This is a genomic window from Azospirillum sp. B21 (assembly GCF_008364825.1).
In the GTDB taxonomy this organism is placed as follows: Bacteria; Pseudomonadota; Alphaproteobacteria; order Azospirillales; family Azospirillaceae; genus Azospirillum.
On the sequence record NZ_VTTO01000017.1, the window covers coordinates 42,191 to 66,985 of the forward strand.

33 protein-coding genes are annotated in these 24,795 nt (G+C 62.5%); 20 read left to right on the plus strand and 13 right to left on the minus strand.

From position 1 onward, the window contains the following. Window positions 1-52: 52 nt before the first annotated feature. From traA to FZ983_RS27295, 8 genes are all read right to left on the minus strand, one after another. Window positions 53-514 (minus strand): TraA family conjugative transfer protein, encoded by a 462-nt coding sequence (gene traA / locus FZ983_RS34375; protein ID WP_188092545.1) that lies wholly within the window; start codon window positions 512-514, stop codon window positions 53-55. A 604-nt stretch (window positions 515-1,118) separates the two neighbouring features. Beyond that, window positions 1,119-2,744, minus strand: a complete 1,626-nt coding sequence (locus FZ983_RS27265; protein WP_247884007.1) for a TraB/VirB10 family protein — start codon at window positions 2,742-2,744, stop codon at window positions 1,119-1,121. A gap of 5 nt (window positions 2,745-2,749) precedes the next feature. Further along, complete coding sequence (locus FZ983_RS27270) at window positions 2,750-3,682, minus strand: type-F conjugative transfer system secretin TraK (RefSeq protein WP_149227322.1); 933 nt, start codon at window positions 3,680-3,682, stop codon at window positions 2,750-2,752. 13 nt (window positions 3,683-3,695) lie between these two features. After that, on the minus strand, window positions 3,696-4,337 hold the full coding sequence (locus FZ983_RS27275) for a TraE/TraK family type IV conjugative transfer system protein (RefSeq protein WP_149227324.1): 642 nt from the start codon (window positions 4,335-4,337) through the stop codon (window positions 3,696-3,698). Continuing rightward, window positions 4,334-4,624, minus strand: a complete 291-nt coding sequence (gene traL / locus FZ983_RS27280; RefSeq protein ID WP_149227326.1) for a type IV conjugative transfer system protein TraL — start codon at window positions 4,622-4,624, stop codon at window positions 4,334-4,336. The genes FZ983_RS27275 and traL overlap by 4 nt, the downstream gene beginning before the upstream one ends. 561 nt (window positions 4,625-5,185) lie before the next feature. Beyond that, window positions 5,186-5,515 carry a YkgJ family cysteine cluster protein gene (locus FZ983_RS27285; protein WP_149227328.1) on the minus strand — a complete coding sequence of 110 codons (330 nt, stop codon included), beginning with the start codon at window positions 5,513-5,515 and terminating at the stop codon, window positions 5,186-5,188. A gap of 35 nt (window positions 5,516-5,550) precedes the next feature. After that, entirely contained in the window at window positions 5,551-5,907 is a 357-nt protein-coding gene (locus FZ983_RS27290) for a hypothetical protein (RefSeq protein WP_149227330.1), read from the minus strand. A gap of 23 nt (window positions 5,908-5,930) precedes the next feature. Next, entirely contained in the window at window positions 5,931-6,440 is a 510-nt protein-coding gene (locus FZ983_RS27295; RefSeq protein WP_149227332.1) for a hypothetical protein, read from the minus strand. Between the two features lie 119 nt (window positions 6,441-6,559). On the opposite strand from FZ983_RS27295, the gene FZ983_RS27300 reads away from it, so the two are divergent. The 3 genes from FZ983_RS27300 to FZ983_RS27310 all read left to right on the plus strand — a co-directional run bounded on the left by FZ983_RS27300 (window position 6,560) and on the right by FZ983_RS27310 (window position 8,209). After that, window positions 6,560-6,820: a helix-turn-helix transcriptional regulator gene (locus FZ983_RS27300; RefSeq protein ID WP_211103000.1), complete on the plus strand. Its 261-nt coding sequence runs from the start codon at window positions 6,560-6,562 to the stop codon at window positions 6,818-6,820. A 383-nt stretch (window positions 6,821-7,203) separates the two neighbouring features. Beyond that, a complete protein-coding gene (locus FZ983_RS27305) occupies window positions 7,204-7,590 on the plus strand; it encodes a hypothetical protein (protein ID WP_149227334.1) in 387 nt (128 codons plus the stop codon). 61 nt (window positions 7,591-7,651) lie between these two features. Further along, window positions 7,652-8,209 (plus strand): hypothetical protein, encoded by a 558-nt coding sequence (locus FZ983_RS27310; RefSeq protein ID WP_149227336.1) that lies wholly within the window; start codon window positions 7,652-7,654, stop codon window positions 8,207-8,209. 145 nt (window positions 8,210-8,354) lie between these two features. Here the strand turns inward: FZ983_RS27310 and FZ983_RS27315 are convergent, their stop codons facing one another. The 5 genes from FZ983_RS27315 to mobH form a co-directional block, all read right to left on the minus strand. Next, the gene (locus tag FZ983_RS27315; protein ID WP_149227338.1) at window positions 8,355-8,726 is read right to left on the minus strand and encodes a hypothetical protein; all 372 of its coding nucleotides are present in this window, start codon (window positions 8,724-8,726) and stop codon (window positions 8,355-8,357) included. A 143-nt stretch (window positions 8,727-8,869) separates the two neighbouring features. After that, on the minus strand, window positions 8,870-9,520 hold the full coding sequence (locus FZ983_RS27320) for a DUF4400 domain-containing protein (protein WP_149227340.1): 651 nt from the start codon (window positions 9,518-9,520) through the stop codon (window positions 8,870-8,872). Then, window positions 9,459-10,079 carry a hypothetical protein gene (locus FZ983_RS27325; protein WP_149227342.1) on the minus strand — a complete coding sequence of 207 codons (621 nt, stop codon included), beginning with the start codon at window positions 10,077-10,079 and terminating at the stop codon, window positions 9,459-9,461. The genes FZ983_RS27320 and FZ983_RS27325 overlap by 62 nt, the downstream gene beginning before the upstream one ends. Further along, entirely contained in the window at window positions 10,079-11,890 is a 1,812-nt protein-coding gene (gene traD, locus FZ983_RS27330; RefSeq protein WP_149227344.1) for a conjugative transfer system coupling protein TraD, read from the minus strand. The genes FZ983_RS27325 and traD overlap by 1 nt, the downstream gene beginning before the upstream one ends. After that, window positions 11,887-14,688: a MobH family relaxase gene (mobH, locus tag FZ983_RS27335; protein WP_149227346.1), complete on the minus strand. Its 2,802-nt coding sequence runs from the start codon at window positions 14,686-14,688 to the stop codon at window positions 11,887-11,889. Before mobH ends, traD begins: the two co-directional genes overlap by 4 nt. Window positions 14,689-14,847: 159 nt before the next feature. On the opposite strand from mobH, the gene FZ983_RS27340 reads away from it, so the two are divergent. From FZ983_RS27340 to FZ983_RS27420, 17 genes are all read left to right on the plus strand, one after another. Continuing rightward, window positions 14,848-15,078, plus strand: coding sequence for a hypothetical protein (locus FZ983_RS27340; RefSeq protein WP_149227348.1), 231 nt, complete (start codon window positions 14,848-14,850; stop codon window positions 15,076-15,078). Between the two features lie 25 nt (window positions 15,079-15,103). After that, window positions 15,104-15,370 carry a hypothetical protein gene (locus tag FZ983_RS27345; protein WP_149227350.1) on the plus strand — a complete coding sequence of 89 codons (267 nt, stop codon included), beginning with the start codon at window positions 15,104-15,106 and terminating at the stop codon, window positions 15,368-15,370. Window positions 15,371-15,523: 153 nt separating this feature from the next. Continuing rightward, a complete protein-coding gene (locus tag FZ983_RS27350; protein WP_149227352.1) occupies window positions 15,524-16,033 on the plus strand; it encodes a hypothetical protein in 510 nt (169 codons plus the stop codon). Beyond that, entirely contained in the window at window positions 16,011-16,865 is an 855-nt protein-coding gene (locus tag FZ983_RS27355; RefSeq protein WP_149227354.1) for a FlgO family outer membrane protein, read from the plus strand. The genes FZ983_RS27350 and FZ983_RS27355 overlap by 23 nt, the downstream gene beginning before the upstream one ends. A 481-nt stretch (window positions 16,866-17,346) precedes the next feature. Next, on the plus strand, window positions 17,347-17,793 hold the full coding sequence (locus tag FZ983_RS27360; protein ID WP_149227356.1) for a hypothetical protein: 447 nt from the start codon (window positions 17,347-17,349) through the stop codon (window positions 17,791-17,793). A 14-nt stretch (window positions 17,794-17,807) separates the two neighbouring features. Next, window positions 17,808-18,188, plus strand: coding sequence for a hypothetical protein (locus FZ983_RS27365; RefSeq protein ID WP_149227358.1), 381 nt, complete (start codon window positions 17,808-17,810; stop codon window positions 18,186-18,188). Between the two features lie 70 nt (window positions 18,189-18,258). Next, the gene (locus FZ983_RS27370) at window positions 18,259-18,558 is read left to right on the plus strand and encodes a hypothetical protein (protein ID WP_149227360.1); all 300 of its coding nucleotides are present in this window, start codon (window positions 18,259-18,261) and stop codon (window positions 18,556-18,558) included. 10 nt (window positions 18,559-18,568) lie between these two features. Continuing rightward, window positions 18,569-19,084, plus strand: coding sequence for a helix-turn-helix transcriptional regulator (locus tag FZ983_RS27375; protein ID WP_247884004.1), 516 nt, complete (start codon window positions 18,569-18,571; stop codon window positions 19,082-19,084). A 3-nt stretch (window positions 19,085-19,087) separates the two neighbouring features. Beyond that, window positions 19,088-19,744, plus strand: coding sequence for an MT-A70 family methyltransferase (locus FZ983_RS27380; protein ID WP_149227362.1), 657 nt, complete (start codon window positions 19,088-19,090; stop codon window positions 19,742-19,744). Between the two features lie 80 nt (window positions 19,745-19,824). Continuing rightward, window positions 19,825-20,247 (plus strand): hypothetical protein, encoded by a 423-nt coding sequence (locus FZ983_RS27385; protein WP_149227363.1) that lies wholly within the window; start codon window positions 19,825-19,827, stop codon window positions 20,245-20,247. A gap of 38 nt (window positions 20,248-20,285) precedes the next feature. Continuing rightward, window positions 20,286-20,474 (plus strand): hypothetical protein, encoded by a 189-nt coding sequence (locus FZ983_RS27390; RefSeq protein WP_149227366.1) that lies wholly within the window; start codon window positions 20,286-20,288, stop codon window positions 20,472-20,474. 307 nt (window positions 20,475-20,781) lie between these two features. After that, window positions 20,782-21,162: a hypothetical protein gene (locus FZ983_RS27395; RefSeq protein WP_149227368.1), complete on the plus strand. Its 381-nt coding sequence runs from the start codon at window positions 20,782-20,784 to the stop codon at window positions 21,160-21,162. A 79-nt stretch (window positions 21,163-21,241) separates the two neighbouring features. Continuing rightward, the gene (locus FZ983_RS27400; RefSeq protein ID WP_149227370.1) at window positions 21,242-21,706 is read left to right on the plus strand and encodes a hypothetical protein; all 465 of its coding nucleotides are present in this window, start codon (window positions 21,242-21,244) and stop codon (window positions 21,704-21,706) included. 89 nt (window positions 21,707-21,795) lie between these two features. Beyond that, entirely contained in the window at window positions 21,796-22,515 is a 720-nt protein-coding gene (locus tag FZ983_RS27405) for a DUF262 domain-containing protein (RefSeq protein ID WP_188092547.1), read from the plus strand. A gap of 276 nt (window positions 22,516-22,791) precedes the next feature. Beyond that, window positions 22,792-23,262 (plus strand): hypothetical protein, encoded by a 471-nt coding sequence (locus tag FZ983_RS27410; RefSeq protein ID WP_149227374.1) that lies wholly within the window; start codon window positions 22,792-22,794, stop codon window positions 23,260-23,262. 225 nt (window positions 23,263-23,487) lie between these two features. Further along, window positions 23,488-23,709, plus strand: a complete 222-nt coding sequence (locus FZ983_RS27415) for a hypothetical protein (protein WP_149227377.1) — start codon at window positions 23,488-23,490, stop codon at window positions 23,707-23,709. A gap of 356 nt (window positions 23,710-24,065) precedes the next feature. Continuing rightward, window positions 24,066-24,722 (plus strand): hypothetical protein, encoded by a 657-nt coding sequence (locus tag FZ983_RS27420; RefSeq protein ID WP_149227379.1) that lies wholly within the window; start codon window positions 24,066-24,068, stop codon window positions 24,720-24,722. The last annotated feature ends 73 nt before the right edge of the window (window positions 24,723-24,795 follow it).

Here is a 24,795-nt window from a genome sequence, read left to right on the forward strand (position 1 = left end):
AAGCGGCCAGGAGAAGGGCTTTCCCCCTCACCTGGCCGGGATCTTCACGGGTTCAGTACGGAAGCGAAGTAATCGCTGCCGCAGCAGCATTCAGCGCTGCGGGCGGGACGGCGGTGATGACGGCGGTGGCGGCATCCGCCATCGGCGGAAGCGTTGCCACGGCGGCCAGCGCCTGGTCGCCGACGCTGCTCGGCAGCGTCGCGACCATGATATTTTCGACTATGCGCGGGCTGTGATACAGCCCGAGGCCGCCACCCATGCCGGTTGCGAAGGTCATCAGCGACTGGCGGCTGATGCCCTGCACCAGTCCCACCACCATCATCGCGCCGCAGATGACACGGCCCAACTGTCCTTGGGCCCAGCCTTTGACGGTGGCCCAGATTTCGTCGAACTCGGCAGCATTCGTGCCGGCATAGGCGTTGTCCGGCGTCATCACCACCGCGACAGCGACCGCGACAACAGCAGTCGCCGCGAGCAATCCGAGAACCCTCTTGTGCTTGTGCAGATACTTCATGGCCCCTCCAGTTACTCCCGCGGCCCACCTCCACGCGTCGCGTCGAGAGGCTGAGCCAATCCGTTGCTGACCGGGCCAGTCACACCGATCTGCCATTGTCTGGCGCGAACCTCGGTGTAGACGTGACCTGGCATGAACAAGTGCCCTTCGGTCGACTGCCAAGGGGTCACGTAGACCCTCAGGACCTGTGCCGGCGTTCGGATCGGTACCCGTTCATCTCCCAGAGACGGGACTGGCATCGGCCAGTCACTAGGAGCAGGGTTCTCACCGCCCACCGGCCGCCTTTCGGCGACCTCCGTTGCACCCTCCGAGCTGGACCCCAGCGTGATCCGCGCGCCGTGCCGTGTGTCAGTTGCCTCATAGACTTGCGCCGCCGACATGCAGCGCTGGCCGGCATCAGGGAGCCCCGAACACGAGAACTCGCTTTCCCCGATGCTGAGCCAGCTCGTGCAACCCGTAAGCCCAAGCAGACCAACCGTGCTCAGGACACGAAGACTGCTGACAATGCCCACCTCAAACCTCCGCCACGTTAATCGGTTGAAATTCGTCGGGCAGTTCAGCGCGACGATCTTTTTTTGCGTCATGGCCGCACCGGCGGCCGTCATCACCGCGGAGCCATGCTCGGCAGGTTATAGAAGGGCTGCACCGGTTCTTCCGGCCTCTCCTGCCTGGCGCTTGGGCGGATTGACGGAAGTTCTCCGGGTTCGCTCCCGCCCCGCCGCGTATCGGCATTGCCCGGCCGGCTGCCACCAGTCGAGGCGGCGATCATCCGAGCTGGTGTTGTGTCAGCTGCCGTGGCAACTGGCTTGAACTCAAGCTTCACACCTTCCGTCATGATCACGTCGATCTCTCGACCGGCGGCAATCTCCAGAACAGGGTAGAGGTCGGCGGCCATTGCCAGATAATGATCGGCGATCTTGTCCAATGCGGAGCCTGCGCCAGACACTGCCGCCGAGCGAAGGCTATTTTCGGAGTAATTATTGACGTACGGCTGTGAGCCGCCGGTGGGCGCCGTTTGTATGATCGGCACGGCGCGCACATTGAACGCTTGGCTGACACCGGACGCGAAGCCGCTAATCAAAGCCCGGGCAATGACCGCGCCCTGCTTATCGACCAGCCGTCCCCTGACACCGGCACGACCATCCTCGCCTGTGGCATAGGCGGGGAACTTCGCCTCCATGACCAGTCCGTCGCTGCGCATACAGCTGATCGTCTCACCGCGCAGCATAGCGCGCGAACTCGACAGGTCACCGTAGCCGGAGATCAGTACCACGCAGTCCTGCAAGTCGACCTGCTGACGGTTAGGCAGTCTGGTTTCGGCGGTAATGCGGGCCAACGCCGGGAAGGGATTCTTGCGAGCCTGCTGACCCGTCGGCACGTCGATACCGGTAAGCAGAGTCACCTTGGTCAGGGCCCCCGCGGGTAGGAAATAGCTGAAGCCCGGCTTCCCCGTCGCTGCTGCAGCCTGGGCCTTTGGTTTTTCCTCGGCGATGGTGCGAATGGTCAGCGGCGCTGGTGTTGCGGCATTGGATGGCGGCGCGGCAGCGACCTGTTGGTTCGGCGGCGGGTTGCCCTGCCCAGATGGAGGCGAAGGTGGTACATAGGGCGTGCGCCCCGTATCAGCACGATTGCTGCCGCCGCCGCGAACGATCGCGCGCAAGTCTTCCGAACTACCAGGCTTCGGCTGCTGCGGCTCTGCTTTACTCGCCGGCGCACCACCAACTGACTGCCCACCCTGGCTGGGAAGGTTGGTCGATGTCGGCGCCCGGTCATCAACCGCTGGGTCAGCCGGTGTTGGTGCCGCAATCCCGTCGACCGGCGTCGACGTCATCCGCATCCTCAGTTCCTCTGCGGCTTTCAGCCGCTGATCAATTTCTTCGAGCTTCCGCTCAAACGTATTGACCCCAGACGGAGACAGTGCAGAGACGACCTTGTCGTTGCGAGCCTGATCGGCCCGCAGACGCTGCATTTCTTGCGCTTGATTTTGGATGGTCTTCTGGAGCTCGGTCAGCTGGGCGGACAACGCCCCAACACCGACATCGCGGGCGTTCCCAACGCTCAACACGTTTCGAACACGATCCTGCTGGCCGGATCGCCTCACGGGCTCAGGCTCTGGGGGCGGGGACAGCACGCCGATAAAGAACATGACTGCGCCGATGGCGCCCCCCCATGTCAGAATTCGGCGCCAGTTGGCCGGCAGCTTCAGCCAGTGCCGGCGGAGTGTCTCCATGTCGATCACAGCTGGCCTCCCAGCAGTGAGGGACGCCCTTCGACCCTGGACGGCGGCTCGCCGCGGCGGCGAACGATATAGACCTCGGTGCGTTCACCGGGGTTCAGATGCACGCGTGGCCAGAATGCGACGGCGACGACTTGGCTCGTGACACACCACGGTTCGACCAGATCCACAGCGGAGCCGTTGTTCGACAACAGTCCAATCGAGATCTCCAGATTTGCCCCGACCAGGACTTGGCCGTTGCGGAAATTAGCGCTGAGGCCGGTCGGCAACGCGCAAGTCGGGGTACGATCCTGGTCGCTTGCCCGACGCAGCTGGTATCCTTGCGGAACCCGTCCGCGCGCGATCTCGGCAAGACCCGCCAACAGCGTCTCCACATACGGTTGGCTCTGCTCCCACTTCGCCGCGGCGCCTGTGTCAGGCTGGACCGTCGGCATCGCGTCCTGAGAGATCTTCAGGCGAAGCTCACGCGCTGGAATCCTAAATGGAACCAGGGTGAGGCTGACGGCAACATCTTCGCTGCCTTCGCGCAGGACATACAACGAGGCCGGTTCGGTGGCCGCGGTGCTCATGTATATGACGTTGCCATGGACCTCGACGTTCACCGACGAGACGGTGCGCACAACCGGGTTTGTCCATGGCACCACGATGCGGTTCAGGTGGTTGACAGCGACGCAGACAAGCGTCGTCACACCGGGTTGCACATGAAGGTCGATGGCGCTTGGTTCATCGCAGGAAAAGGCTGGCTCTGCTCCCGCCGTCGACGTCTTCTGGCGGGCATCCGCTACAACACGCGCCGGTACTGCGGGCAGATCGCGGCTCGTGACGCCTGTTCCCGCCGGAACCGCTGTTGCAGCGGGTAGCTCGATCGCCGCGACCGGAACACTCGCGCCGAGAATGGCGGCTACCACGCCGCCCAGGACCATCGATTTCATGACAAAGGCTCCTTTACCGGCCAGTCCGACCGCGCTCGCGTTCACGCTCCGCACGCTGCAGTTCCTGCTGATGCATCCGCTCCAAGACCTCTTTGGTCCGAGGCTCGCCCTGATAGGTTTCGAGGGCCGTGACCAGCGGGCGGAAGCGACGCACGTTGATGACAAATTCGAAGCTCTGGTCTGCTTTCTGGGTGTTGCCGGAAACGCCTTCCAGAATGCCCGCGCCAAATGCGAACACCTTTCCCGTGGCAGCTTCAGTGAACAGCTTCTTCGGTTTGAAACTCTGAGCGACGTGCTCAACCTTGAAATCGTTCACCTGCCGCTCGACCTCGCGCATCACATCGTTGTAGATCGACGGATCCAGAAACGGGCCAATGGCCGACTTCACGAAATCAGCATTTTCAGGCGTGATGTTCCCCAGCAGCTGGGCGAGGAACAGCGCGATCCCCTCCTTGTATTCGGTGTTGGCGCTGTTGTAGGCCACTTCCGCTTTGCCGTTCAGCTCCGGAGGGACGATGATGATCCGCTCACGGCTCTGCATGAGCTGGACGAGCAGCAGGAGAATAGCTGCGGCCTGCATCGGCACCAGAACACGGTAAAGCCGGTTCTCGCCCTGGCCGCTTTTGACGCGCCGTATGATATCCTTGACGTTCACGGGAAGAACCTCGTGATGTGCGGGTTCACCCAGGTCCGCGCCTTGGTCGGTAGCGAGCAGCCGATCCAGTACAGCGCGTGGCGCTCCCACCCTTCCTGCCGTCCGTCGCGGAACCGCCGATAGAGCAGGCTCGTGATGAAGCCGATCGCGGTGCAGGCCAGGAATTCGTCGGTGACCACGCCGGCGATCATGCCGACGCTCGGAGGCGCAATCTCGTAAATATCCCACAAAAAGATAATCGGAGGCGCGTCGATCGTTCGCGGCAATCTGACCGGACCGTCAGCCATGGGTATCTCCCTCGCATTGACGGCTCGTTATCGCTGTTCGCTCCGTCGTCGCGCGACCGCCTTCGACGCAAAAATTTCGCGGGTTAACACGCTCTATTGTCGTGTCCCGATCGCGCTTCCCATAGCGGTGGAGGAGGCTGCTCGCTGGTCCCCTATATTGGCTTGTGTCGAACCGAGCGCCCGCCCTAATCCACCGCCACTGCGGCGGCGCGGGCCAGCAATTCCTTGGTGTTGAGCAACCGACCCTCGACACAGTGATATGCGCCCGACCGGGTGACGCGCAGGCCACGACGGCGCAGCAGCAGTATCGCTTGGTAAACCCGGGGGTGCTCGGGGCGGGGTTGTACCGGCCGGCCAAATCGCACACGCGGCGGATCGATGAGTTCCAGCTTCGCTTCGGGCGGCCCCGCTTCAGCGGCGCGTGAGCGCCGAGGCCTTGCGGGGGCTGGCGGCGCCTGCATCGTTGGGAGGTCTGCGAACAGGTCGAGAGCTTCGGTCGGCATCATGGGTCCACAGGCAGCATGAACGCGATGAATTGTGCGAATAGTACCACGTCGTGCCCTAGCCGCTGAGCTGTGGATTGCTGCCGCGTGCCTTGAGACATTCTGCGGAGCCCGGCTCGAAATCAACGCAGGCCGCTGGCCGTCTTTGATAGCAGGCGCAGCGCACCTCGACACCGATCTCACCGCGAAGGGCAACGCAGCGGTCATCGACGTTGCGCATGGCCCGCACGCCTTCGTCGGCCTCCCAGCTCGCGAAGCCCATGATACGCCGAACGGAGCGGGTAAGGTGCCGTGGCGTGATGTCGTCCGCTTCAACACGCACGGCCCACAGTGCCGTTCGGCAGCAGGCACCGCAGGCGGTGCAATCGTAAGGGACTCGTATGGTCATCGTGTGAACCCTCGATACTGACGGGGCCCTCTCGCTTATGAGCTGGTGGCAGTCGCGTTCACATCGCAGTTCGGGACCGCGGCCCCATTGTCGACTGCAATTGCTGCGTCCAAGGCGAGGGCTGCGACGCTGATCAGCTTCTCGCGATAATCCGGGAAGGGATAGCCAGCGCAGTCGATCAGCCCTTCCACTGCAAGTACGAGTTCGCTGTACCGGCCGATTTCCGGATACTTGGTGTTAAGTTCCGGCCGTGGACCCAGGTGCCGGCGGCGATGCGCAATTTCGGCTAACAGCCCCATTAATTGAATAGTGACTGACTCCGGCTCGTTTTCCGGATAATGGACAGCTTCCACGTCATAGTCGAGACCGTCGGTGTCGGTGTTGCAGGTCATAGCGAGTTCCGATTTTGCTGTAGTCAGATGGCGGATGCACCGGTGTTAGCGGACAGCTTCTTGAGTGCCGCCGCCGCTGCGGCGTGCATCGCTTCCACCTCACTCACCATCGTCCAGAAGGCATTGGTATCTTCGCAATCCGGCGCCGGGCCGCGAGCCTTGCAATCCTTGATCATTTCGTACAGCCAGGACAAGGGGCGGATGGCCGCCGGCATTTCTGAATTCGGCTCGCCATGCACCGCAAGAAGCAGGTCGTTGATACCGGACAGGGCTGTCAGGGCAGGTGAAAGGGCCTCGTCGATAATTCCTGCATTGCCCTCGATTTCCACGGCGAGGATTCGGGCACGTTCGGTGCGTGCGGCAGGAGTTGCACCCAGCGGAATTCCAACACTGGCTTGGTCATCGAGCACAGCTTCAAGCGTGGTCAGGATGGTGTCGAGGGGAACGGTCAACGGGTGCGGCGTGGTCGGCATGATGAGGTCCTTCTCGGACAGGGTTTCTCGAATCACTAAGGCCCGCGATTGGGTCGTCATGATGCCACTTGGCGGCTTATTCCTGTTTGAATAGACCATCATATCTGATAAATTGTCAATCGTTGGAGACGTATTGTATGGGCATGTAGATGGGAAATCTTGAAGGTGGGGCGGCTCCCGTGCATACCCCGATCATGTTGACTGGGAACCAGATACGGGCCGCACGCCAGCTGGCCGGCCTGCGGCGCCAGGAGCACCTTGCCGAAAAGGCCGGGCTCGGGGTTGCGACCGTTCAGCGTGCCGAAGCCGCGGGGGATGAGATCCCCACCATTGCCGCGAAGGGACTGGCTGACATCGTGCGCGCGCTGGAGGCAGCCGGGATCGCATTCGAGCTGTCTGGGGGCTCCTTGGCCGGCGGCGTCACCTTCCGAAAGCGGTAGGTCGGCACCCTGGAAGTCTGTCAAACTCGGCGCCGTCGCGACGTTCTGCGCACCAGACGACGCTCGGAGCGTTCAACCCGCCGCCATCGCAGACGATCACGAGCATTTTTCGCGCACGGTGTGCGCCCGTGCAGTAGAATTCTTACTCCAATAGCAGCGAGGCCCAATGAGTCACCGCTACGCACCCGTCCAGGATCCTGGAGCGACCAGCCAGGAACGCCTGACGGACATCAGTCCTCCCGAGGCTCTCGATCGCGCAGCTGCTTTCGCACTGGGGCTGTGGGATGCGACGAAGCGCTTGGCAGAGCCCGGTCGACTGCCACGCCGGCGCTGAGATATCCAGACAGGCATTGACCTGCCACTGTATATCGATGGAGGGAGAAATGAATTTAGGCAACAACTTGCTAGTACCGGTCTTGGTAGTTGCCGGCATAGCATTGCTTGAAATACACCGTCGCAGATACCAGCGTCTGAGCGGAGAACGCATCCAGTTTTTCGCTTTCCTTTGGAAGATGTGGGATGATCCGCGCTCGTTGATCCTGACCAAGCCCAATTTCAACGGTCGCAACGGCTTCATTCTGGTCGGATGGGATTGGGTGCTCGTGCTGGCCGGCTTCGTTACGTCGATGCGGTGGGCGGTGAGCGGGGCCTGGGAAGATGCCCTGGCCCCTGGTGTGTTCGCTGTCGCCGTCATTGGCATTGCCGTCTCGCGGGTGCTTTCCGGCCGCACAGGCGAAACGCCGTGGCGCGCTGGACCGGCGCCGCGGTAAGCCTCCAGAAAGGCAACCCGTGGAGCTTGGCGCCGCGTGTGAATATAGGAGCGAATTGGTCATGAGCCTGAAAGACGCGATCAAGAAGGAATTCGCTGGCCGCAAGGGCGTGAAGTACCTCTTGAGCGTGGTTGTGACGGCCAGCGGTATAGCGGGAATGGCTGCCGATCCATCCATTCCCGGTGCGGGGTACATCGCCGCCTCCGGCGGAGTTCTGCTTGCCTTCACCTTTATTTTCATCGCTCCAGACGGATATGTCGCTCCGTCGCCACCGAGTTCGGGCTTTGAGGTGCCGCCCGACGATGATCTGGATCCTCTGCTGATCGTCACCTATCCAGCAGAGAACGGCTTTCTCGCAGCGGCCATGTCGGGCTCTGGAGCTACAGTTGCGATTGCGGGACCATTTGACACGCGCGAGACAGCCATAGCTGCGCTCGATGGCGTGCCGGCTGACGTGCCGGTCTATGATGTCGATGAGGGAAGGGCCAAGGCGTTAGAGGCAGTCGAACCCCACAGGAAGGGTTGGCTTCATGACGCTTTACCAATCCTCCAGGTCCTCCGTGAATCATCACCAACGGTTGGAAGGCCGCCGAACGCCACTAACCGTCGTCTAGAATAGGAGGGTTTGGGTAAACGCGAGTAGGCGAGCCGCGCGGCACCGTACAGGGCGAACAGAATTGCTGCCCCCAGGGCGGTATCAGACCCACCAAGCATTGCATTCGCGACGGCAACGACGATGCCACCGACCAGCATCCCGTCTGCACTCAAATGGAAGCGGCGCATGCTAACTCCTGACATTCTGGAAAGGGAGCGCCATCATGACGGATGAGGAGTTCGACGCGGACGCCCTGTCCCGACTTCAACGGGGCATCCAGGGCATGGAAGATCGGGTCCAGATCGTCGACACCGGGCGCCCCGGCCGGATAGGAGCCCCGCGCTACCGCCTGCTTCCGTTGGACATTACAGAGCCGGCTGCGAAACAGTCTCGATAACGAGGAACTGCCGGCGCCGATCAGCAGCAGGATCGCCGCCGGCCCGGCCGGTCGGCCGCCGCGGTGGTGCAGCTCGCGCCGCGCGCCGCCGGCGCCGATCAGCAGCAAAATTTTTGCGCATACGAGTATGCGCGCGAACACCAAGGGTGCTTGAAGAGGCTGATGCTGACCGCAGTGTGATGAAGGCGCTATAATCCTGGAGCAAAAAATACAAAACGCCGGCTATCCGCCGGCGTTTCTGCATTTCTGAAGCTGCTCTTTCAGTATGCGACGCCGCATACTGGGCTTCAGATCCTTTTGCGCGTGTATGTGGCCATAATGTAGGTCCCCAACCCAGCCACGATCGCGATGGGCACCGCACTCAGGGGCGGTAGAGGCAGGGGCAGCAACAGCAGGCTCAGGGAGAATGGTACCGAACTGACCATCAGGAACAGGCCCACCTTGTGTTTGAGCGGCGAGGCGTAACTGAACCCATGACGCCGGATCCTCCAACTCATCACCCCGCGCCAGCCCCACAAGCAAATCATCAGAATGAAGAACGGCGCCCAGGCGATGAACATCGCCACGCGATGACAGAGCCTCTCGAGCACATTGAACCAGACCTCGATGCGGGCCGCCCAATATGGGAACCACCAGTCTTGACCCAATTCATCCATCCCACGGGCATTCCGCCGTTCCTCTGCCGTGGGCAGGAAATAGAGGGTGACCTCATTCCGTGCTCCCGAATCTTCGAACAGGTCCCGGTACCAGAGATGACCCGTCCATTCCACCCAAAGGGCAGTCGGTTCTCCAAGCTGCTGATGCGTCATCATCCGCTCCTCGAATTCTACCCAACGAACCAGGCGCGGTGGAACCAGAAAGGCGACAGCCACAAACTCAGCGAGCAGAAACCACCATGTGCTCCACACCATCCAAGACTGGTTCCGGTTCGCCGCCATGATGATCTCTCCAGCAGTCGGGCTTTATGAAGTTGCGAATGGCCTCTTTGGTGTCGGCGACCCCAGCGCCGGCGGGCTGCAGCTCATAAGGGCCGCTGGTCGCCACCAGCCAGCGCCCCAAAGGCTCGCCATCGCCCGCGTGCCAAGATCGGCCGCAGGCGTCGCCGAAACGCCAGTTCTGAAGCGCTTCAGCTGCAGTGCCAGCGAGGACGTCGAGATACGCTCCAAAACGATCCACTCGAACGAGCGCGTCCTCCTCGTAGGTCATGATACCGCGATAGAGACAATACCAGAGCAATGGCTCGGGCTTTTCTGCGGGGCCGACGATCACCGCATCGGTGACGTACTCGGCCAACCCCAACATCGCGTCGGCAGCGATTGGGATATCGATAAGCATGCTGCCGAGAGCTGTTGCCACTCCACGATGCTCACGCTTCAGATGGCGCTTCCAGCCATTGAGCATATCCCGCGTGCGAAGTGACGGCGGCCGCAGGTCGATTATCACCCCACCCTCGCCCGTTCCCTTGCCTTCAGCAGATCGGCGCTTGAGCGCAGCCATCACGCTTTTCCTTTCAGGATCGGCAGACGCCCCTTGTAGATCTTTCCACCTCGCGTCGACATGAAATACTCCAGATCGGGTAATTGCATGAGAAGTGATGGGGGCACCAGCGGCGCACTTTCCTCCCCCAGCTTTTCGCCAACCGACGACCGCCCAGCGCTTGCCAAATCTTGTGCTCCCATCTCTCCCTGCATGCGTTCGATTCCGCGCACTCGCACCTTTCCCCAACCTTCCGAGATGAACTCCGCCGTATTGATGTCTTGTGTGCGAAGCGAAATCAGTGAGTTCGTATTGCCAAGGATTCTGCGCGCTGAGTCTTCCGACCCAAACCGGTCCACATAATCTGCAAAGAGCTGCGTCGCCAAGGTCACCTCGAACCCGGCGCCACGTCCCTTGTTCAGCATCTCGATCGCGCTCTGACTTAACGTCGAAGCCGCCTCGTCCACATATACAGCCACCGGCCGGTTGCCGATCCCGAAGTTGTACCGATCGCCGGCTACGCTGGTGAGGTCCGCCATGAGGATGGACCCGATCGCGTAGCCAACCTGCGGGTCTGAAAGTGTGTCGAGGCCGATGTAAACCACCTCCCCGCGTCGAATGATCTGGCTCATGTTGGTGATGCGACGGGTGTCGGCCGGATCATCGCCGGCCGGCGACAGCATTCGGCCGATGGTGCCTGATGTCAGCATGTCCATCAGCGGCAGCAGCGTCGCGATCATCTTGGCCATGTGCTCGCGATTATGAGCCCACATGGACAGCAAACCTTCCAGGTCCTGGTTCGGATGAGGGCCGCGGAGCTTGTCGATGTAGAAGGCGCGCATGCGCTGAGCCTTCTGGGTGAGGTCCTTGGCGTCCTGGAGGTATTTGTCGGTCTCGGTTTTCCAACCCTGTGGCATGCAGATGCGCGCCCAGTTCGCCACCGCCAGCGTGACCAGCTCATCAACACCCAGCTCCAGGTAGGAGCGCACGCTCATAAGCGTCGGGCGACGGCCTATCGAGGTGATCCCCTGCAGAATGTTGTTGAGCACCTTCTGCGAGAACGCGACGAACGCCGCGCCATCGGTTCCGCCCGGCAACAGAACTGCGATGCGGCTTGCCAGTTCAGTTGCCCGGTTGAAGCTATAGAGAGGGTCGATGCGAGCAGATTGATCGGGAAAGGCGGGGTGGAAATAGACGAATTTCTCCGGCACGCCCATTTCCACGCACACGCGGCGCATGACCTCTTGGAGCTCACGGTCTCCCTTGGGGTCAATGAACATCACCGCCTTGTGAGCCATGATGTCCTGGGCAACCATGGCGGAGAACAGCTTCGTCTTACCGGCGCCCGTCGTGCCGAACACATTCACATGGGTGCCGCGGCTCTTCGGCGAAAGCCACAGTGGTTCGTCCTTGCTCTCCAGTCCATGCATCCACGTCGCGCCCTCCCCTTCGCCTTTCTCAAAGACGCTCTGACGGGGCAGCCGTGACAGATCGACCGCACGCTGTGTGTGAATCGCCTCCCAGCGAAAGCCGTAGCCGACCCATGTGGAGTTCTTGCTGCGCTTGGCCATCTGCTGGACCTCTGACAGGTCCATCTCCCGGGTCAAGCGCGTTCGCATGCGCCGATTACGGAGCGCCAGGCGGGTCCCGCGGAGTCCATCGAACACTGCCAGGCCGGCGGCCATGCCGCCAACGATGTAGAAGGGCATGGGTGGCAACTGAGTCATGTGCTGGACGATGGGAGCTGCCACAAGTGTCATCGCGCACCCGGCGGCCGATGCCAGTTCATAATTCGGCCGATAAGGCATCTCATACGTGTCGAAGACACTCATGCCACGTCCTCCTCAACGACGATATCCTTTGATTTTCCAATCCGTACCAAGAGCAAATTCCTGATCCGGGGAAGCTGCTCCGTGATTTGCTGCAGACCGGATCGCCGCAAGAGCCGTTCCTTGCCATTCAGCCGGACGCCTCCTGGAATCCGTTGGTCCCCAAGCTGGATCATCCCTACGATCCGGTCGACGGCCGCCGCGGTGCTCTCCTTCGCCAACACGGCAGCCACGTCTGGCCACGGCATCAGGTCCGGGTCGATTTCGTCCTCTGCCGGAGACGGCTTTGCGACAGGTTGAGCGGCTTTCTCAATCACTGGCTGGGAATCATCTTCCGACGTGGAAGGTGTTTGGACCACCGGAAGCGCTTCATCAGGTTCAGTTGCAGTTTGAGCACTGCGATCTGGTGCTGGCGCAGGCGAGCCGCTCAGCTGGGCCTCTGCGGTTGAAGCGGGCTCCAGCGCATGTTCGGTGTCGCGGCCGGTTTGCGGCCCTGCCGCTACAGCGATCGGTGCGGAAAGCCGCAGCATGATCAACTGACTAACGCTGTCACTGATCGGGTAACCAGACTCGTTTCCGACTGTTCGAACCGTCCTGGACGAGACCACAGCGCTGTCAACGAGCACTTTGAGCACATCAATAGCCTTCGGCGCGGGTAGGTCCGCGCTCGCGATCACGTCCCCGTAAGAGCGCAAGGCTCCCAGGACGACAAAGAGGGTGTTGTCGGCAGAGACGAACAGATCCTCAATTGTGCAGACGCCGGCGGCAATGTCCGCAAGCATTGTCTCGATGACCTTCCCACCCGCACCCCATTGTTCGAAGGCGGAGGGCTCGCGAGATTCACCTGCCTTTGTGGGTTCGGCGTTCTCGCCGCTGTCTTCCGGAGCAGTCGCGCCAGGTGGGGGCGATCCTGTCCTGTCCGCCGCCGGCGCCGCCGACGCGACCAGTTCCTTCGGCGGCTCGATCACATCGAAGAAGACCTCTCCGTACTCCGTTGTCCAAGGCGTTGCCACCTCCGCCTTCGCACCCTCCCCCTCCCTCACTTCGCTGAGAGGCGGGACGTTGGGCACGGCACCGGCGGCTTGCTGAGGCACGCTCGTAGCGGCTTGCACTGAAGCCGGCACTGACGACGTAGACCCTGCCGGGGCAGGAAACTTGACGATGTTGCTCGCTGGCGCAGTTGTCGTCGCCATCGGCTCCCGGCCAGGAACCGGCTGAGCGGAATGCACCTGTGAAACTGCTTCGGTGGGGCCCACGGTTGATGGAGCGATTTCACGAACGGACTGCATGAACGCGTCGAGATCACGCTGAGCCTCTTCCAGCAACGCTGGTGACGCCGCGGGTGGATGCTCGCCGGTCACGTCGAAGAGCTGGCCATTGTCGTAGAAGCAGCCACAGGACACACATGACCAGGCGGCGTGCGAGAAGCGCACCAAGCGGAGGGCATTGTGGCACCCCCTGCAGAGCAGCGCTGACCCGTCAACACGCCGCGGCACATAGATATCAGTGTCTGGGGTCGATTCAGGATGCCCGCCGTTCACCGTGACTGAGGCGGGGTCGTGACTTTCGAGTTCGTCATTGACCAACGCACCTACCGGAGTCGGCAATGGCATTTCGCCCAGCAGATAGCGGGGATCAGCAATCTGCACCGCGGACATCGGCTGCATACGGCCGAGAGACGCCGTGACTGGGTCGGGTGCGACAGCATGGAGCCAGGTTGTCGGCCGCCCATCGGTGAAGCTGCGGGGCACGATGACCCTCGCATCCGCGAGCACTGCGAGGATCGCTTCCGCATTCCGGTCGACGCCCACGATCCGCCGGATGCGCAGCTGTTCGATCACCTGTTCCGCGGCCTTGTTCCAGATCAGGTAGAGGCGCTGTCCGGTCGCGTGGCGGACGAGAAAAAGCCGCGATCCGGGCGCATTGAAGGTCCAGGAGCCATCGGCGACGAGGCCGCGCATTATCGTCAGAGTGCTCGACAAGGCCGGCACCGCCACACTGGCCACCTTGAGCCGATTCATGGCGTTCTCGCGCAGATCGAGGTCAGTCGACTGGGAATCGCCCTTCGACACGAGGCGCTGGATTACCGTGTCCTGTCGCGATCCGGTGATGGCTCCAAGCATCACTCGGTAGATGTCCTGGTTCGGAGCCTCGAGCAGCCACTCCCTGAGTTCGACGGGCAGCAGGCGGTGCATCACCTCGAACGCCCGCAGTTCATGATTTGCGTGGCGGGCGCGACGAAACGTCACGCAGTAACCCGGCAAGTGATGCTCCTGCAGCCATTCCCACAGGCCCTGCCGCAGGGGGTTCCAGCGCAGTTCACCATCGGGCGCCGTCACATGCACATCGGAAAGCGGCTTGGCGCAATCGTGCAACAGCGCCGCCACGAAGGTTGCCAGACGCCAGCGCTTCTCGTTTTCCCGTCGTGACGACGGTGCGCCGCCGCTCTCGAACAGAACGGTAGCGCTTGCCCGCATCGTATACATGGCTGTCTGCAGGCTGTGCTCCAACAGACCGCCGGGTGTGCAGTGGTGATGGGCCTCAGAGGCTGGAAGCAGGTGGTAGTATCCGGCAACCGTCTGCAACAGCGGCTTCGCCAGACGCTCCCAGTCGACAAACTCAAGGTCGACCATCCGCTCTGCATCGAGCAGCATCGCATGGTGCTTTAGAAGCAGGTTCTCCGGCGGGACCGGCGGCAACACGTTCGGCTCCAGCTCGATCGCTGCGTATTGCAGCGGCTGGTCCGGATTGCGTTGCCGGCGCGTGCGCCAGCGCTCGACGATGTTGCGAATGAACAGCATGGCCCGGTGATATCAGACGCCTCCGAGCTCGCGCCGTAGAGCAAAACGCAAAAATTTTTTGCATCTACTTCGGGCGCGCGAAGTCGCGCCGGCTCCTACAGTGCTTCCATGACAGGCATGGAGGAACATCATGTTCATCGCTGCATCCGAGGGTGAGCCATGAGCCATGGTCTTGCAATCGACCGCATAACCGATCCCGCCGAATTGGCATCCGCCGCCCTCGCCGTACCGCCGGCGGGTCCTGGGTTTGGTCATGCCGACATCGGGCGCGCCGCCGTGCTGCTCGTAGAGAGCACCACCGCCACTTGGCCTGGTCCCGACTTCACTCGTTGGACGTTGGAGGACGCCACCGGCACGACGATCAACACCATCACCCTCCCCGGCTATTAACTCCCGAAAATAGGAAGGCATGTGCATGTCCGCTCCCGTTCCAAATGACACTGTTTCCTTCCCCGTGCCGGACTTCGTCGGCCATTCGAAGGGGCTGAATGGCGGCGTTCAGGTTGGGAACCTCGAGTTGATCGAGTTCTCCCCGCTGATGCGGCACCTCGATCCCCAGGGGGAACTTCGTCAACGCATCGTCGACGCGCTGAATGCCACACCCGGCCTCAGTGTCCGTTTTCTCCACGCGGCGTTCAGCCGAGCGCCCGCGACAGCTGCGAACCAGTCGCCTCCAGCGTGATCCTCGCAATGATCCGCGCCCGCTTGGCATCGCTGTGTCTGCTCACCGCACTCGTGCTGTCAAGCTGCCAAGCCAGCACAGGGGCCGGAGAGTGTCCGATTCCGGAGCCCCACTTCTCCCGGGTTCAGACCCGGTGACCATCAGGAGTCATTCGTGCGATCCATCGTTCTCATCGCCGCGGCCGCCGCGGCACTCGCCGGCTGCATGCCGGACGATCCCCCCGGACCGCTTGGTCAACCGGGCGTGCAGCGTCTGAACTCGGCGAGCGACTGGCAGGCCGCCGCGCGAGTGACGGCGCAGGAGATTCGCACCACTTTCGGTGACCGGATGCGCAGCATATCGGTTCGTTCTCCCGAGACTGGTCCGGCTTTCGACGTCGGGTATGCCGACCTCTTGGTGACCGAGCTGGTGCGGGCGGGGTATGCCGCGCGTATCATGGCCCCTCAAGAGCGCGCCGGCGTCGCCGATTACGAGATCACCTTCCACAGCGAGACGGTTCGACATCCGACACGCTCGAGCCGACGGGAGGTGCTCGTCACGACCGTCGTGAGCCAGCGCGGGTATGACGTATCGCGCCGATCGGACGTCTTCGTGATCGCCGATGCAGACACCCCCACCTATCACGCACCGCGAGGCCGCTATGTACCAGTTCAGACGCGCTAAGGCATTTCTCGCGGCCGTCATCGTCAGCCATGTGCTGGCCGGTTGCGCATCGGTCCTCCACACCAACAGCATCACCGACGCGTCGACCGGAACCGCCGACCGGCTTGCCGACCAGATGCAGGGCTCGCTTGGGCGGCCGGGCGGCCGGGTGGTGGTGACCAGTCTGGTGCCGGTGACCAACCTGACTGTCTCAACCCCGTTCGGACAGGCCACTGCGGAGCAGATCAGTGCAAGGTTGGCGCAGCGAGGATACGATGTGGTCGAGATCCGTCTGATGAACGCCATTGGTGTCAACGAGCGAGGCGAGTTCGCCTTGTCGCGGGATGCAGCCGCCATCGCCAAGGGCCACAACGCCGCGGCCATCGTGACGGGCACCTACGCCATCGGCGCCGATACCGTCTATGTCACCGTCCGATCGGTCGCGGTCGACAACTCGTCCGTTCTCGCGGCACAGACCTACACGCTGCCGCTCACCCCCGATATCAAGGCCATGATCGATGTCCGGGCAACGCCGCCCGCATGGCGAGCAGCTGTGAGCTATGGGCACGAGGGCGTGATCGGCGCCGCCGACCCGGGGCTGGGCTATGTCCATGTGCTGCAGGCACAGGCACCGCCCTCCCCGACCGGCCCCATTCCCCTGGCTGGGAGGGTTTCCGGCCAGGGCGTTGCCGAGCAGATCGCGACGCTGCCACCCGAACAGCGCAAAATGGTCCAGGACGCTTGTGCGGCCCGCAGGAGCGGGGTTGCCGGGCCACTCGGGTCTCCGACGGCTGTGATCGTCGAACCGCTGACGCAGATCGACCTGTCGACGGCTTGCTCCTACATCCGCTGATCGAGCTACGGGCGCGGCTGTCCAGAACGGATCGCCGCGCCCTTGCGCTTGTACGGATATCCCCGTACAGTCTGCTCATGACAACGAGATTCGATTTCCGCACTTGGCTAACGGTCACCGGATTGAGCCAAGCAGAGGCCGCTGAGCTGCTTGGGGTGAGCGAGGACTATGTATCCATGCTCGCTACTGATCCCAGTTCATCCCGGCACCGTCCAATGTCGAAGTCCATTCGCCGGAAGTGTCAACAGGTGGCTCGCGAGCGCATACGCCGATACGCCTCGATGATTGTGGAACTCAGCGAGATTGCTGCCGAGAGTGATGAGAGCTGTTGACTTGTACGGTTTCTCCCGTACAGTGGAAACGCATTCTCGCGCTGGCACATGTCAGCGCCCGCGCTCCACGCTCGCCGACACCGCCCCATTGTTGTGGGCCTCGATGTTCGGGCTGCGTTGCCAGCGCGATCCACACGAGGACACATGAAATGCCCGCAGCTTATCCACGCCCGCCAACTGGTTTCGAAACCAGTACCATTGCGGCGCTTGATGAACGCCTGAAGCACCGCGGCCGGCAGACCACGCTCACGCTCCGCCAGCATATGGCGCGGCTGAATGGCACCTCCCGTCCGCTCACACGGGAGGAAGCCCTGAAGCTCGGCTATGGTCCCGCTGAGGTGGAGGATTACTTCGCCAATCAGCACGGCAGCGCCGCAGCGGTACAGGGTCCCCAGGTTCTTCGCCACAACGGATCGACCCTGCTGCTGATCGATGCCGACACGACCCTCGTGTTGCCCTTCGACGCGGACACTGACGCGGTGACGGCGGCCCTCATCGGCTATCAGTTTGGCGTCGACCAAACATCACATGCTCTTGAACGCGCGATCGAGGTTGCGCTGGCCAACTGTCCGCCACCGCCGTCCGGCGACCTGTGAACGGAGCTGCTGCAATGGAATCGTGCCCCGCTGAATGGCGGCCCGCGGACCCAGAGATCCAGCAGCGGCCAGCGCATGACCATCCGAACACCGTCAGCAGCGAGCAGCTTGCCGCCCTCGTGATCGTGTCGGACAGCTACGGCACCGACATCTGCCGGACGACCGACCGTGCCGCCATCCAGTCGCGGGCAGTGTGGGCACTTCTCCGCTCCATGGCGGCATACGGCGTCGTTCGTCTGGACCAGACCTCGGTGCCTTATGTCCTGATCAATAACCAGGTGGCGCCGGCCTGTGGCTGGGCTGAATTGACCGACCACGGTCGCAGCGTGCTCGCGGGCGGCGATATGGATCCTAGCGCTGCAGCGCTAGGGGACCAAATCACAGCTCCGCTGTAGCGACATCGCCAACCATTATCCAACCAAGAGGCCGGCGATTGCCGTCCTCGCCACCAGAAGGCACCCTCCCATGGAGATTCCGCTCTGGGCCTCTGCAGTCGCGGAGTTAGAGGCTCTTCGTCCGTCCTTCGTGCACACGATCTGGGAGATCGGCACCGGAACCCGCGGCAACCTCCGGCCGACCACCGAACTGGCCCGCCGCTACCTGGCCGCAGACGGTACCCTCACACCCGATGGCTCGGAGCTGTTCCGTGCTGTCGAAGCTGCTCGTGTGGCATACGAAGACAGCCTTCCGACCCTTGAGGCGATGCGATCCATGCAGGGCGGAGAGATGCCCGTTCTGCGCCCCTTCTATCCGCCTACGAGATGAGCTGGAAACCATGACGATGTCCCAACCAGCTCCGACAGTTCGCCGGCGCGGTCGCCCGCGCGCCGACGCTGTCCGCATCGATGCAGGCGTACTGCGAACTGCTAACCCTGTGGACGCGCATGTCGGCTCACGCATACGCTTGCGCCGGACCCTCCTTGGTCTGTCGCAGGACACCCTTGCCCGGTCGCTTGGGATCCACTGGGCGCAGCTCCGCAAATACGAGATTGGCAGCTCACGCGTTTCGGCCTCGCGCCTCTACCGACTTTCGCAAGCGCTCGATGTTTCCATTTCGTTTTTCTTCGATGGATTTCATACGGAGCCTGTAGCAGGAGCCCCCGATCCGGCGGAGTTGGTGACCCCCGACCAGTTGGTAGCCCTTCCGGACGCCGAGACGACGGCGATGCTGCGGGTCTATTACAGCATCCCCCAGAAGGCCGTGCGGCATCGAATATTCGAGCTGACCAAGGCTCTTGCCATCGGCTCCAGCGTGGCCGTTGCTGCCACCGACGCTCCGCAGCAGGATTGAGCTATGCATTTGACGCCGGTCATATCGCGGGACCCGGGCCTGACCGATGAGGCGCTGGCGTCTCCTCTCGCCAGCCAGCCAGCGCACCCGGCGCCGTTCTCAGCGTTGCCGGCGGGGAAGAAATATGGGCTGATCTACGCCGATCCGCCATGGCGGTTCCGCAATTTTTCGGCGAAGGGTGAGGGCAAGAACGCCGTCAGGCACTACGAGTGCATGCCGCTTGCGGAGATTAAGGCCCTTCCTGTCGGTCACTTGGCCGCTTCAAATGCAATTCTTCTCCTTTGGGTGACCGACCCATTTCTTGAGCATGCATTCGAGGTCATTCGCGCGTGGGGATTTCGATACAAGACCGTCGGGTTCTACTGGACGAAGACCAACGCTGACGGAAGTCCGTTCATGGGGCCAGGGTACTGGACGCGGGCGAACCCTGAGCAGTGTCTGCTCGCGACCCGCGGCGCTCCCCGCCGGGTGGGACGAGATGTGTCACGGTGGATCATCTCTCCGCGTCGCGAGCACAGCCGGAAGCCGGATGAGGCATACGAACGCATTGAGCGCCTAGCAACAGGGCCATACTTGGAACTGTTCGCAAGACGCGCGGCTGGCGAGGGCTGGGACGTTTGGGGGAACCAGACCAGCCGGTTTGCTGCAGGTGCATCCTGAGACCAGGGCGCCACTCTTCGCTGACCTAGGTACGCAGACTGGCGTCGGCATCTGAGGAACACTTTTGAAGGAGACTCGCTGTGGTCGCGTACAGCTTCAATCCACGGTTCGAGATGCCGATCGTCACGCTCCGTAAGACCGGCACGATCCGCAGCGCCGGCAAGCGGCGCCATGCGCGGCCGGGCGAGGCGTTGCAGCTCTACACGGGGATGCGGACCCAGGCATGTAGGCTGCTGGCCACCGCCATCTGTTCGTCGCAGGACCGCCTGCGCGCCTGGTTTGACCGGCCGCGGATCATCATCGGCGAGTTAGAGGACGGGCACCCCGTCGAAGAGGTCAATCACATCGCCGACTTCGACGTGTTCGCGCAGGCGGACGGTTTCACCGACTACGATGACATGGCCCGGTTCTGGTGGGACGTCCACAAGACCCGCGAGTTCGACATGCGCTGGATACGGTGGGATCCAACCAGCGTCCAGACCCCGCTGCAAGTTGCCACATGATTGATGCATAAACGAACCAAGCCCGGAAGGATGCACCGATGAGCCTTGCTCTGATGCAATGCCGCGTTGAGGGCCGTACCGCCGCGAAAAATGGCGCCGGCCAGCACTCTAATCCCTATGGCGGTCGCGATGCTGGCGACTGCGGTCGGGCATGGGATGACGGCTACCGCGCCCACCTCGCGGAGATCCACGAACTGGATGACGAAGAGATCGACGGGCATCGCTGACCTGTCCAACCAACTCCCGGCCACCGGAAGCTTGACCATGCCCACGACTGGACTCCCCACGAACGAGCTTCGCCCCGGCGATTTCGTGAGCATGGTTGCCGGCCATCACCCGGCCGGCTCCAAGTTCCTCATAGAGGACACCAAGGCCGCCCCATGGATCACGCTCGTCCCGGCGACAAACTCGGGCAGGCGGGACCGCCGCCGCACGGGCTGGTCTGGGAACTACAGCGACGCGCGGTGGGATATCATCCGGCGTGACTGCCCAATCGACTGACTCTGCCCGACCCCAACCAAACGGAACACCATCATGGCCGCCATGACCGACGACATCACCGCAGACATCCTTGGCCTAGCCGTCCAGCTTCCCGAAGCCGACCTGCAGGCCCTCCTCCTGATCGGCCGCGAGCGCGTGCGCCAGATCAATGCCGAGGGCTACGATACCGACCACGACGACGAGCACCAGAAGGGTGAACTGGCCCTTGCCGCCGCCGCTTTCGCAGTGGATGCTGCCAACCGTTCTGCCAGCAGCGCGCGCACCCGTCAGATCGCCGACGATCTCTGGCCCTGGTCACCGTGTGACCGCAAGCCGGCTGACGCCCAGCGGAACATGGAGAAGGCCGGTGCCTGTGGTGTCGCCGAACTGGCCCGCATCATCCGAGCGAGCAAGCCTGGCGCTATCGGCGTCTGATCCTCTTCGAGCAGGCCCAGCCGGGAGGCCTGTATCCCGGCTTACCCAAGCCCTCGCCCGCCCTGGCCGGGAGGCTTCGGTGACCATCCACGAAATGTCGCCCAGCTACAGGAGGCTGATCATCATGCTCCACTTGCAGCCCGTCCGGCCCACCGAGGTCGGCACCGTGCAAACCCCCGTTCTGGTTGGCCCGTCCTGGCAGACCGCTCGCCTGATCGGGCGCTATCTCGCGCCCTTACCGCGTCCGCTCGGCGACACCCTGCTGATCGCCACGGGCGCTGGTGTGGTGACGGCCGCTGTGGCGCTCGCCGCTCAGCAGCCGGTGATCCGCTTCGCGACCTGTTCGGACGTCGATCAAGTGTACCGCCGCGCTCTGGAGTTGAGGCAGACGATCCTGCACCTGGACGCCGCGCCGGCCGACGTCGGCGCACCACCGGAACGCGGGCGCTGCCGTGTATGTGGCTGCACCATGGACCGCGCTTGCCCGTCGGGATGCTGGTGGGCCGACGACACCGAAACGCTGTGCTGCCAGCACGGCGCCTGATCGTCCCGCACGCTTCGGTCATGGCCCCCAGCGTCACGGCGGGACGCCGCCAGCGCCAGCATCTGAAATCCCCCGCCAAGATAGACTCCATGCGCATCCATCAGTCCGCCGACCATCTGTCAGACACCCTCCAGGCTGTTCTCGACGGTCGCCTTGTCCCGGCAGCCTTCCAGCGGCCCTACGTCTGGAGCCAATCGGATGTTACGGCCCTTTGGGAGAGCTTGCTGAACGGGTGGCCGATCGGCTCCTTCCTCATCTGGAAACCGGGTGCTGGCGTTGACCTGGCTAAAGCTGGCCGCTCCCGTCTTGGGCCGATCCAAGCTGCCGGCGCCAGTCGCTGGACCGGGATGATCCTTGACGGCCAACAGCGCCTGACGACGCTGGCATGGAGCTTCCTCGCAGCCGATGCCGCCCGGCCCGACCCCATGTCTCTGTTCGATGCGGAGCGTGCGACCTGGGCGGGCGACGACGTGATCGTCGCTGACGGTGAGCAACGGCGTGTCCTGTGGGTGCCGAAGTCCGACGCATCCTCCGGATGGCGAATTCCGGTTGGCCTACTGGGCGACCTTGCGCTTTTGCTTCCCGCGCTGAATGCGCTGGTCTCGAAGCATCAGGGCCAGATTCCGAAGGATGTCTTCGATTGGTTCGATGCGGCATCTCACGCGGTGCGCAGTGCGAAGATCACCACCACGACAATCGAGGACGCTACGCCTCAAGAAGCTGTTACAGCCTTTGCACACGTTGCTCGCGTCGGCGTTCCTGTCACGCCGGACGAAGTCGCTGCTGCCCTTGCATGGGCTGCGCCGTAGAGCACAACGAACGCATCCATCAATCGCTGCTCAAGCCGAAAGAGCCCGACATGGCCGCCCCCATCAAGACCGGCAACGACACCATGGACGAGATGTTCCGAGAGGCTGGAACCACCGTCGAGCGCGATCCGGCCACCGGGCAAGTTATCGTCGCCAACTGGCCCATGCCGAGGTGGACCGGCAGCTCGACGTTCCTGTCTGCATGCCCTGGAGGATGTCGAACGCGAGCGCACCGCCGGCATCACCAACTGACCCCCGAATCAACGGAGCTCCGAAATGAATTATCACTACGCCCAGTACCGGATGAAGACGCGAATTTATCAAAACTGTCGTATTACGGTCTATTTCGCGGTATTGTCATTAGCTGGGTGCGTAACTGACGAGAAACAGGCGCTATTTTATGACAATCAAGCCGACTTCTATCTTTATGTATCCATCTTTTTAGGTCTAGTGACCCTCGCCACCGTCCTTATCGCCTTCCGGCAGAGTCGTACTTCCGCGTGGATTCATAATGTGTGTCCAGCTATTGTCACTGGTGTCCTCTCTGTCTATGCTGGCTCGACATCACTGGACTACCGGCTGGAAGCGCGCCGCTATGCCTGCGCCGCTCTTTCTCAGGCTGCGCGGGGGACACCGGATCTAAGCGATTGCCGCACATTATTGACCGACTGGGACACTGCAAGAAAACGTGAGCTAATTGACGCAAAGCAGAAAGAGCATGCGCGGCTGGAGAAGATTATCCGATGACGACAACAACAAAATGGTTCGCCCTTCCGTTCCTGATCGTGGGTCAGCTCCCGTACTGGATGATGGCGGAATTGGGGGCAACCGTGACTATCTGGCATCGCCTGTGGGGCCTACTGGTGTCCATCGTTCTTCTGTGCGCAGTGTGGGTACTGGACCGCTTGATTTCGCGTTGGAAATTTTGATCCGTCTAAATAGCCCCCGATCATCAACGAGAGGATCCCGTCCTTGTCCACTGCCATCAGCAAGGCCGCCGCAGCAACCGACAATGTTCAGGAGCGCGTTGCGCGCGTCATGGAGCGTCTTGATCTGGATTTCAGCGGTCGCATCGTCGACGGCCACGGCGTCTATGCCGATCCGTCGCGGCAGCGTCAGGCGCTGTCCTCCGTAATCACGGAGCTGACAGCGGCGCGCGACCTGATGAACGCCACCACATGGCCTGTGGGTTGATCGTCCGCTACCCCCCCCACCACCCATACTCGTGCCCGGCAGTTATCAGGCCAGCGACCCTGTGCATGGGCCGACTATGCCGCCGGGCTTGTCGGAGGTCACCCCGCGATCCTATGCGGACCGTCCGATGACGGTGGTCCAGCGCCCAAGCCGAAGTCTTTACCCGCAGCAGCTTTGCCGCCGCCACCCTCCGAGCCGCCGGCTACGTTATCTGGCGCGTGTAACCGCCGCCGCACGGCCTGGTCTGGGGACTATAGCGAAGCCCGGTAGGGTATCATCCGCGAACGCTGTCCGATCACCTGACACTGCGATCATCCCGTCAATCTATATGCCCGTTCGACCATACGGAGCCCCCCATGACCCTTGACGAGTATCTGGCGCTTCGGACTGCGGTCAGCGCGGCGGGCTATGAACGAGAGATTGAGTGGGCCCAGAATCTTGCCCCTCCAACATGCCCGGTTGCTTTTGCTCTTGAACTCGGTTGGGTCATTCTGAACAGCGGCATGCGGTACCGTGTCGCCTACGACCTCTGGCACGGGGTGGAAGCTAAGGCCCGGCTTGGCATTTCAGCCCTTCTTCAAGCGGGGCGATCTGCGGGCGAGGAGTTCCGCCATGTAGGCAAGGTAGCCGCGCTAGACCGCATCTGGTCCGAGCGCGAGACACTTCTTGTCGAGTTCCTTGCCATCGCCGGCGATGAACAGCGCATCGAATGGCTTGGGTGCCTTCCCTGGATCGGACCAATCACCCGTTATCATGCGGCGAAGAATCTTGGCGTTGATACTGTGAAGCCTGACCGCCACATGGCACGGCTTGCAGGGCGGCCTGATTGGGAGACCGCGCGAATCGAGGATCTCTATCCTGCTGTGGTTACCCTCTGTCGTCCTCTGGCGAACGCCTCCGGAGACCGCCTTGCGACCGTCGATATGGTTCTCTGGCGCGCTGCCGAATTGGGCATAATCAACACGCGCTCCAGCCTTTCCGGTGCGCGAACAGCCATTTGCGTCCGAGCGTAACATCCACCAGCTCCACCAGCACCGCCGCGGCGCCGGCGGCATCGCCCAGGACGGCCAGCGCCGGCCGGGCGGG

Coding starts and splice junctions, on each gene's coding strand:
- FZ983_RS27345 (WP_149227350.1), top strand. CDS start 15,104: ATGTCCGCTCCCGTTCCAAATGACACTGTTTCCTTCCCCGTGCCGGAC.
- FZ983_RS27295 (WP_149227332.1), bottom strand. CDS start 6,440: ATGACGACCCAATCGCGGGCCTTAGTGATTCGAGAAACCCTGTCCGAG.
- FZ983_RS27390 (WP_149227366.1), top strand. CDS start 20,286: ATGAGCCTTGCTCTGATGCAATGCCGCGTTGAGGGCCGTACCGCCGCG.
- FZ983_RS27310 (WP_149227336.1), top strand. CDS start 7,652: ATGAGCCTGAAAGACGCGATCAAGAAGGAATTCGCTGGCCGCAAGGGC.
- FZ983_RS27375 (WP_247884004.1), top strand. CDS start 18,569: ATGACGATGTCCCAACCAGCTCCGACAGTTCGCCGGCGCGGTCGCCCG.
- FZ983_RS27380 (WP_149227362.1), top strand. CDS start 19,088: ATGCATTTGACGCCGGTCATATCGCGGGACCCGGGCCTGACCGATGAG.
- FZ983_RS27265 (WP_247884007.1), bottom strand. CDS start 2,744: ATGGAGACACTCCGCCGGCACTGGCTGAAGCTGCCGGCCAACTGGCGC.
- FZ983_RS27340 (WP_149227348.1), top strand. CDS start 14,848: ATGAGCCATGGTCTTGCAATCGACCGCATAACCGATCCCGCCGAATTG.
- FZ983_RS27370 (WP_149227360.1), top strand. CDS start 18,259: ATGGAGATTCCGCTCTGGGCCTCTGCAGTCGCGGAGTTAGAGGCTCTT.
- FZ983_RS27270 (WP_149227322.1), bottom strand. CDS start 3,682: ATGAAATCGATGGTCCTGGGCGGCGTGGTAGCCGCCATTCTCGGCGCG.
- FZ983_RS27290 (WP_149227330.1), bottom strand. CDS start 5,907: ATGACCTGCAACACCGACACCGACGGTCTCGACTATGACGTGGAAGCT.
- FZ983_RS27410 (WP_149227374.1), top strand. CDS start 22,792: ATGAATTATCACTACGCCCAGTACCGGATGAAGACGCGAATTTATCAA.
- FZ983_RS27320 (WP_149227340.1), bottom strand. CDS start 9,520: ATGGCGGCGAACCGGAACCAGTCTTGGATGGTGTGGAGCACATGGTGG.
- traL (WP_149227326.1), bottom strand. CDS start 4,624: ATGGCTGACGGTCCGGTCAGATTGCCGCGAACGATCGACGCGCCTCCG.
- traD (WP_149227344.1), bottom strand. CDS start 11,890: ATGAGTGTCTTCGACACGTATGAGATGCCTTATCGGCCGAATTATGAA.
- FZ983_RS27325 (WP_149227342.1), bottom strand. CDS start 10,079: ATGGCTGCGCTCAAGCGCCGATCTGCTGAAGGCAAGGGAACGGGCGAG.
- FZ983_RS27305 (WP_149227334.1), top strand. CDS start 7,204: ATGAATTTAGGCAACAACTTGCTAGTACCGGTCTTGGTAGTTGCCGGC.
- FZ983_RS27355 (WP_149227354.1), top strand. CDS start 16,011: ATGTACCAGTTCAGACGCGCTAAGGCATTTCTCGCGGCCGTCATCGTC.
- FZ983_RS27395 (WP_149227368.1), top strand. CDS start 20,782: ATGGCCGCCATGACCGACGACATCACCGCAGACATCCTTGGCCTAGCC.
- FZ983_RS27365 (WP_149227358.1), top strand. CDS start 17,808: ATGGAATCGTGCCCCGCTGAATGGCGGCCCGCGGACCCAGAGATCCAG.
- FZ983_RS27285 (WP_149227328.1), bottom strand. CDS start 5,515: ATGACCATACGAGTCCCTTACGATTGCACCGCCTGCGGTGCCTGCTGC.
- FZ983_RS27360 (WP_149227356.1), top strand. CDS start 17,347: ATGCCCGCAGCTTATCCACGCCCGCCAACTGGTTTCGAAACCAGTACC.
- traA (WP_188092545.1), bottom strand. CDS start 514: ATGAAGTATCTGCACAAGCACAAGAGGGTTCTCGGATTGCTCGCGGCG.
- mobH (WP_149227346.1), bottom strand. CDS start 14,688: ATGCTGTTCATTCGCAACATCGTCGAGCGCTGGCGCACGCGCCGGCAA.
- FZ983_RS27420 (WP_149227379.1), top strand. CDS start 24,066: ATGACCCTTGACGAGTATCTGGCGCTTCGGACTGCGGTCAGCGCGGCG.
- FZ983_RS27405 (WP_188092547.1), top strand. CDS start 21,796: ATGCGCATCCATCAGTCCGCCGACCATCTGTCAGACACCCTCCAGGCT.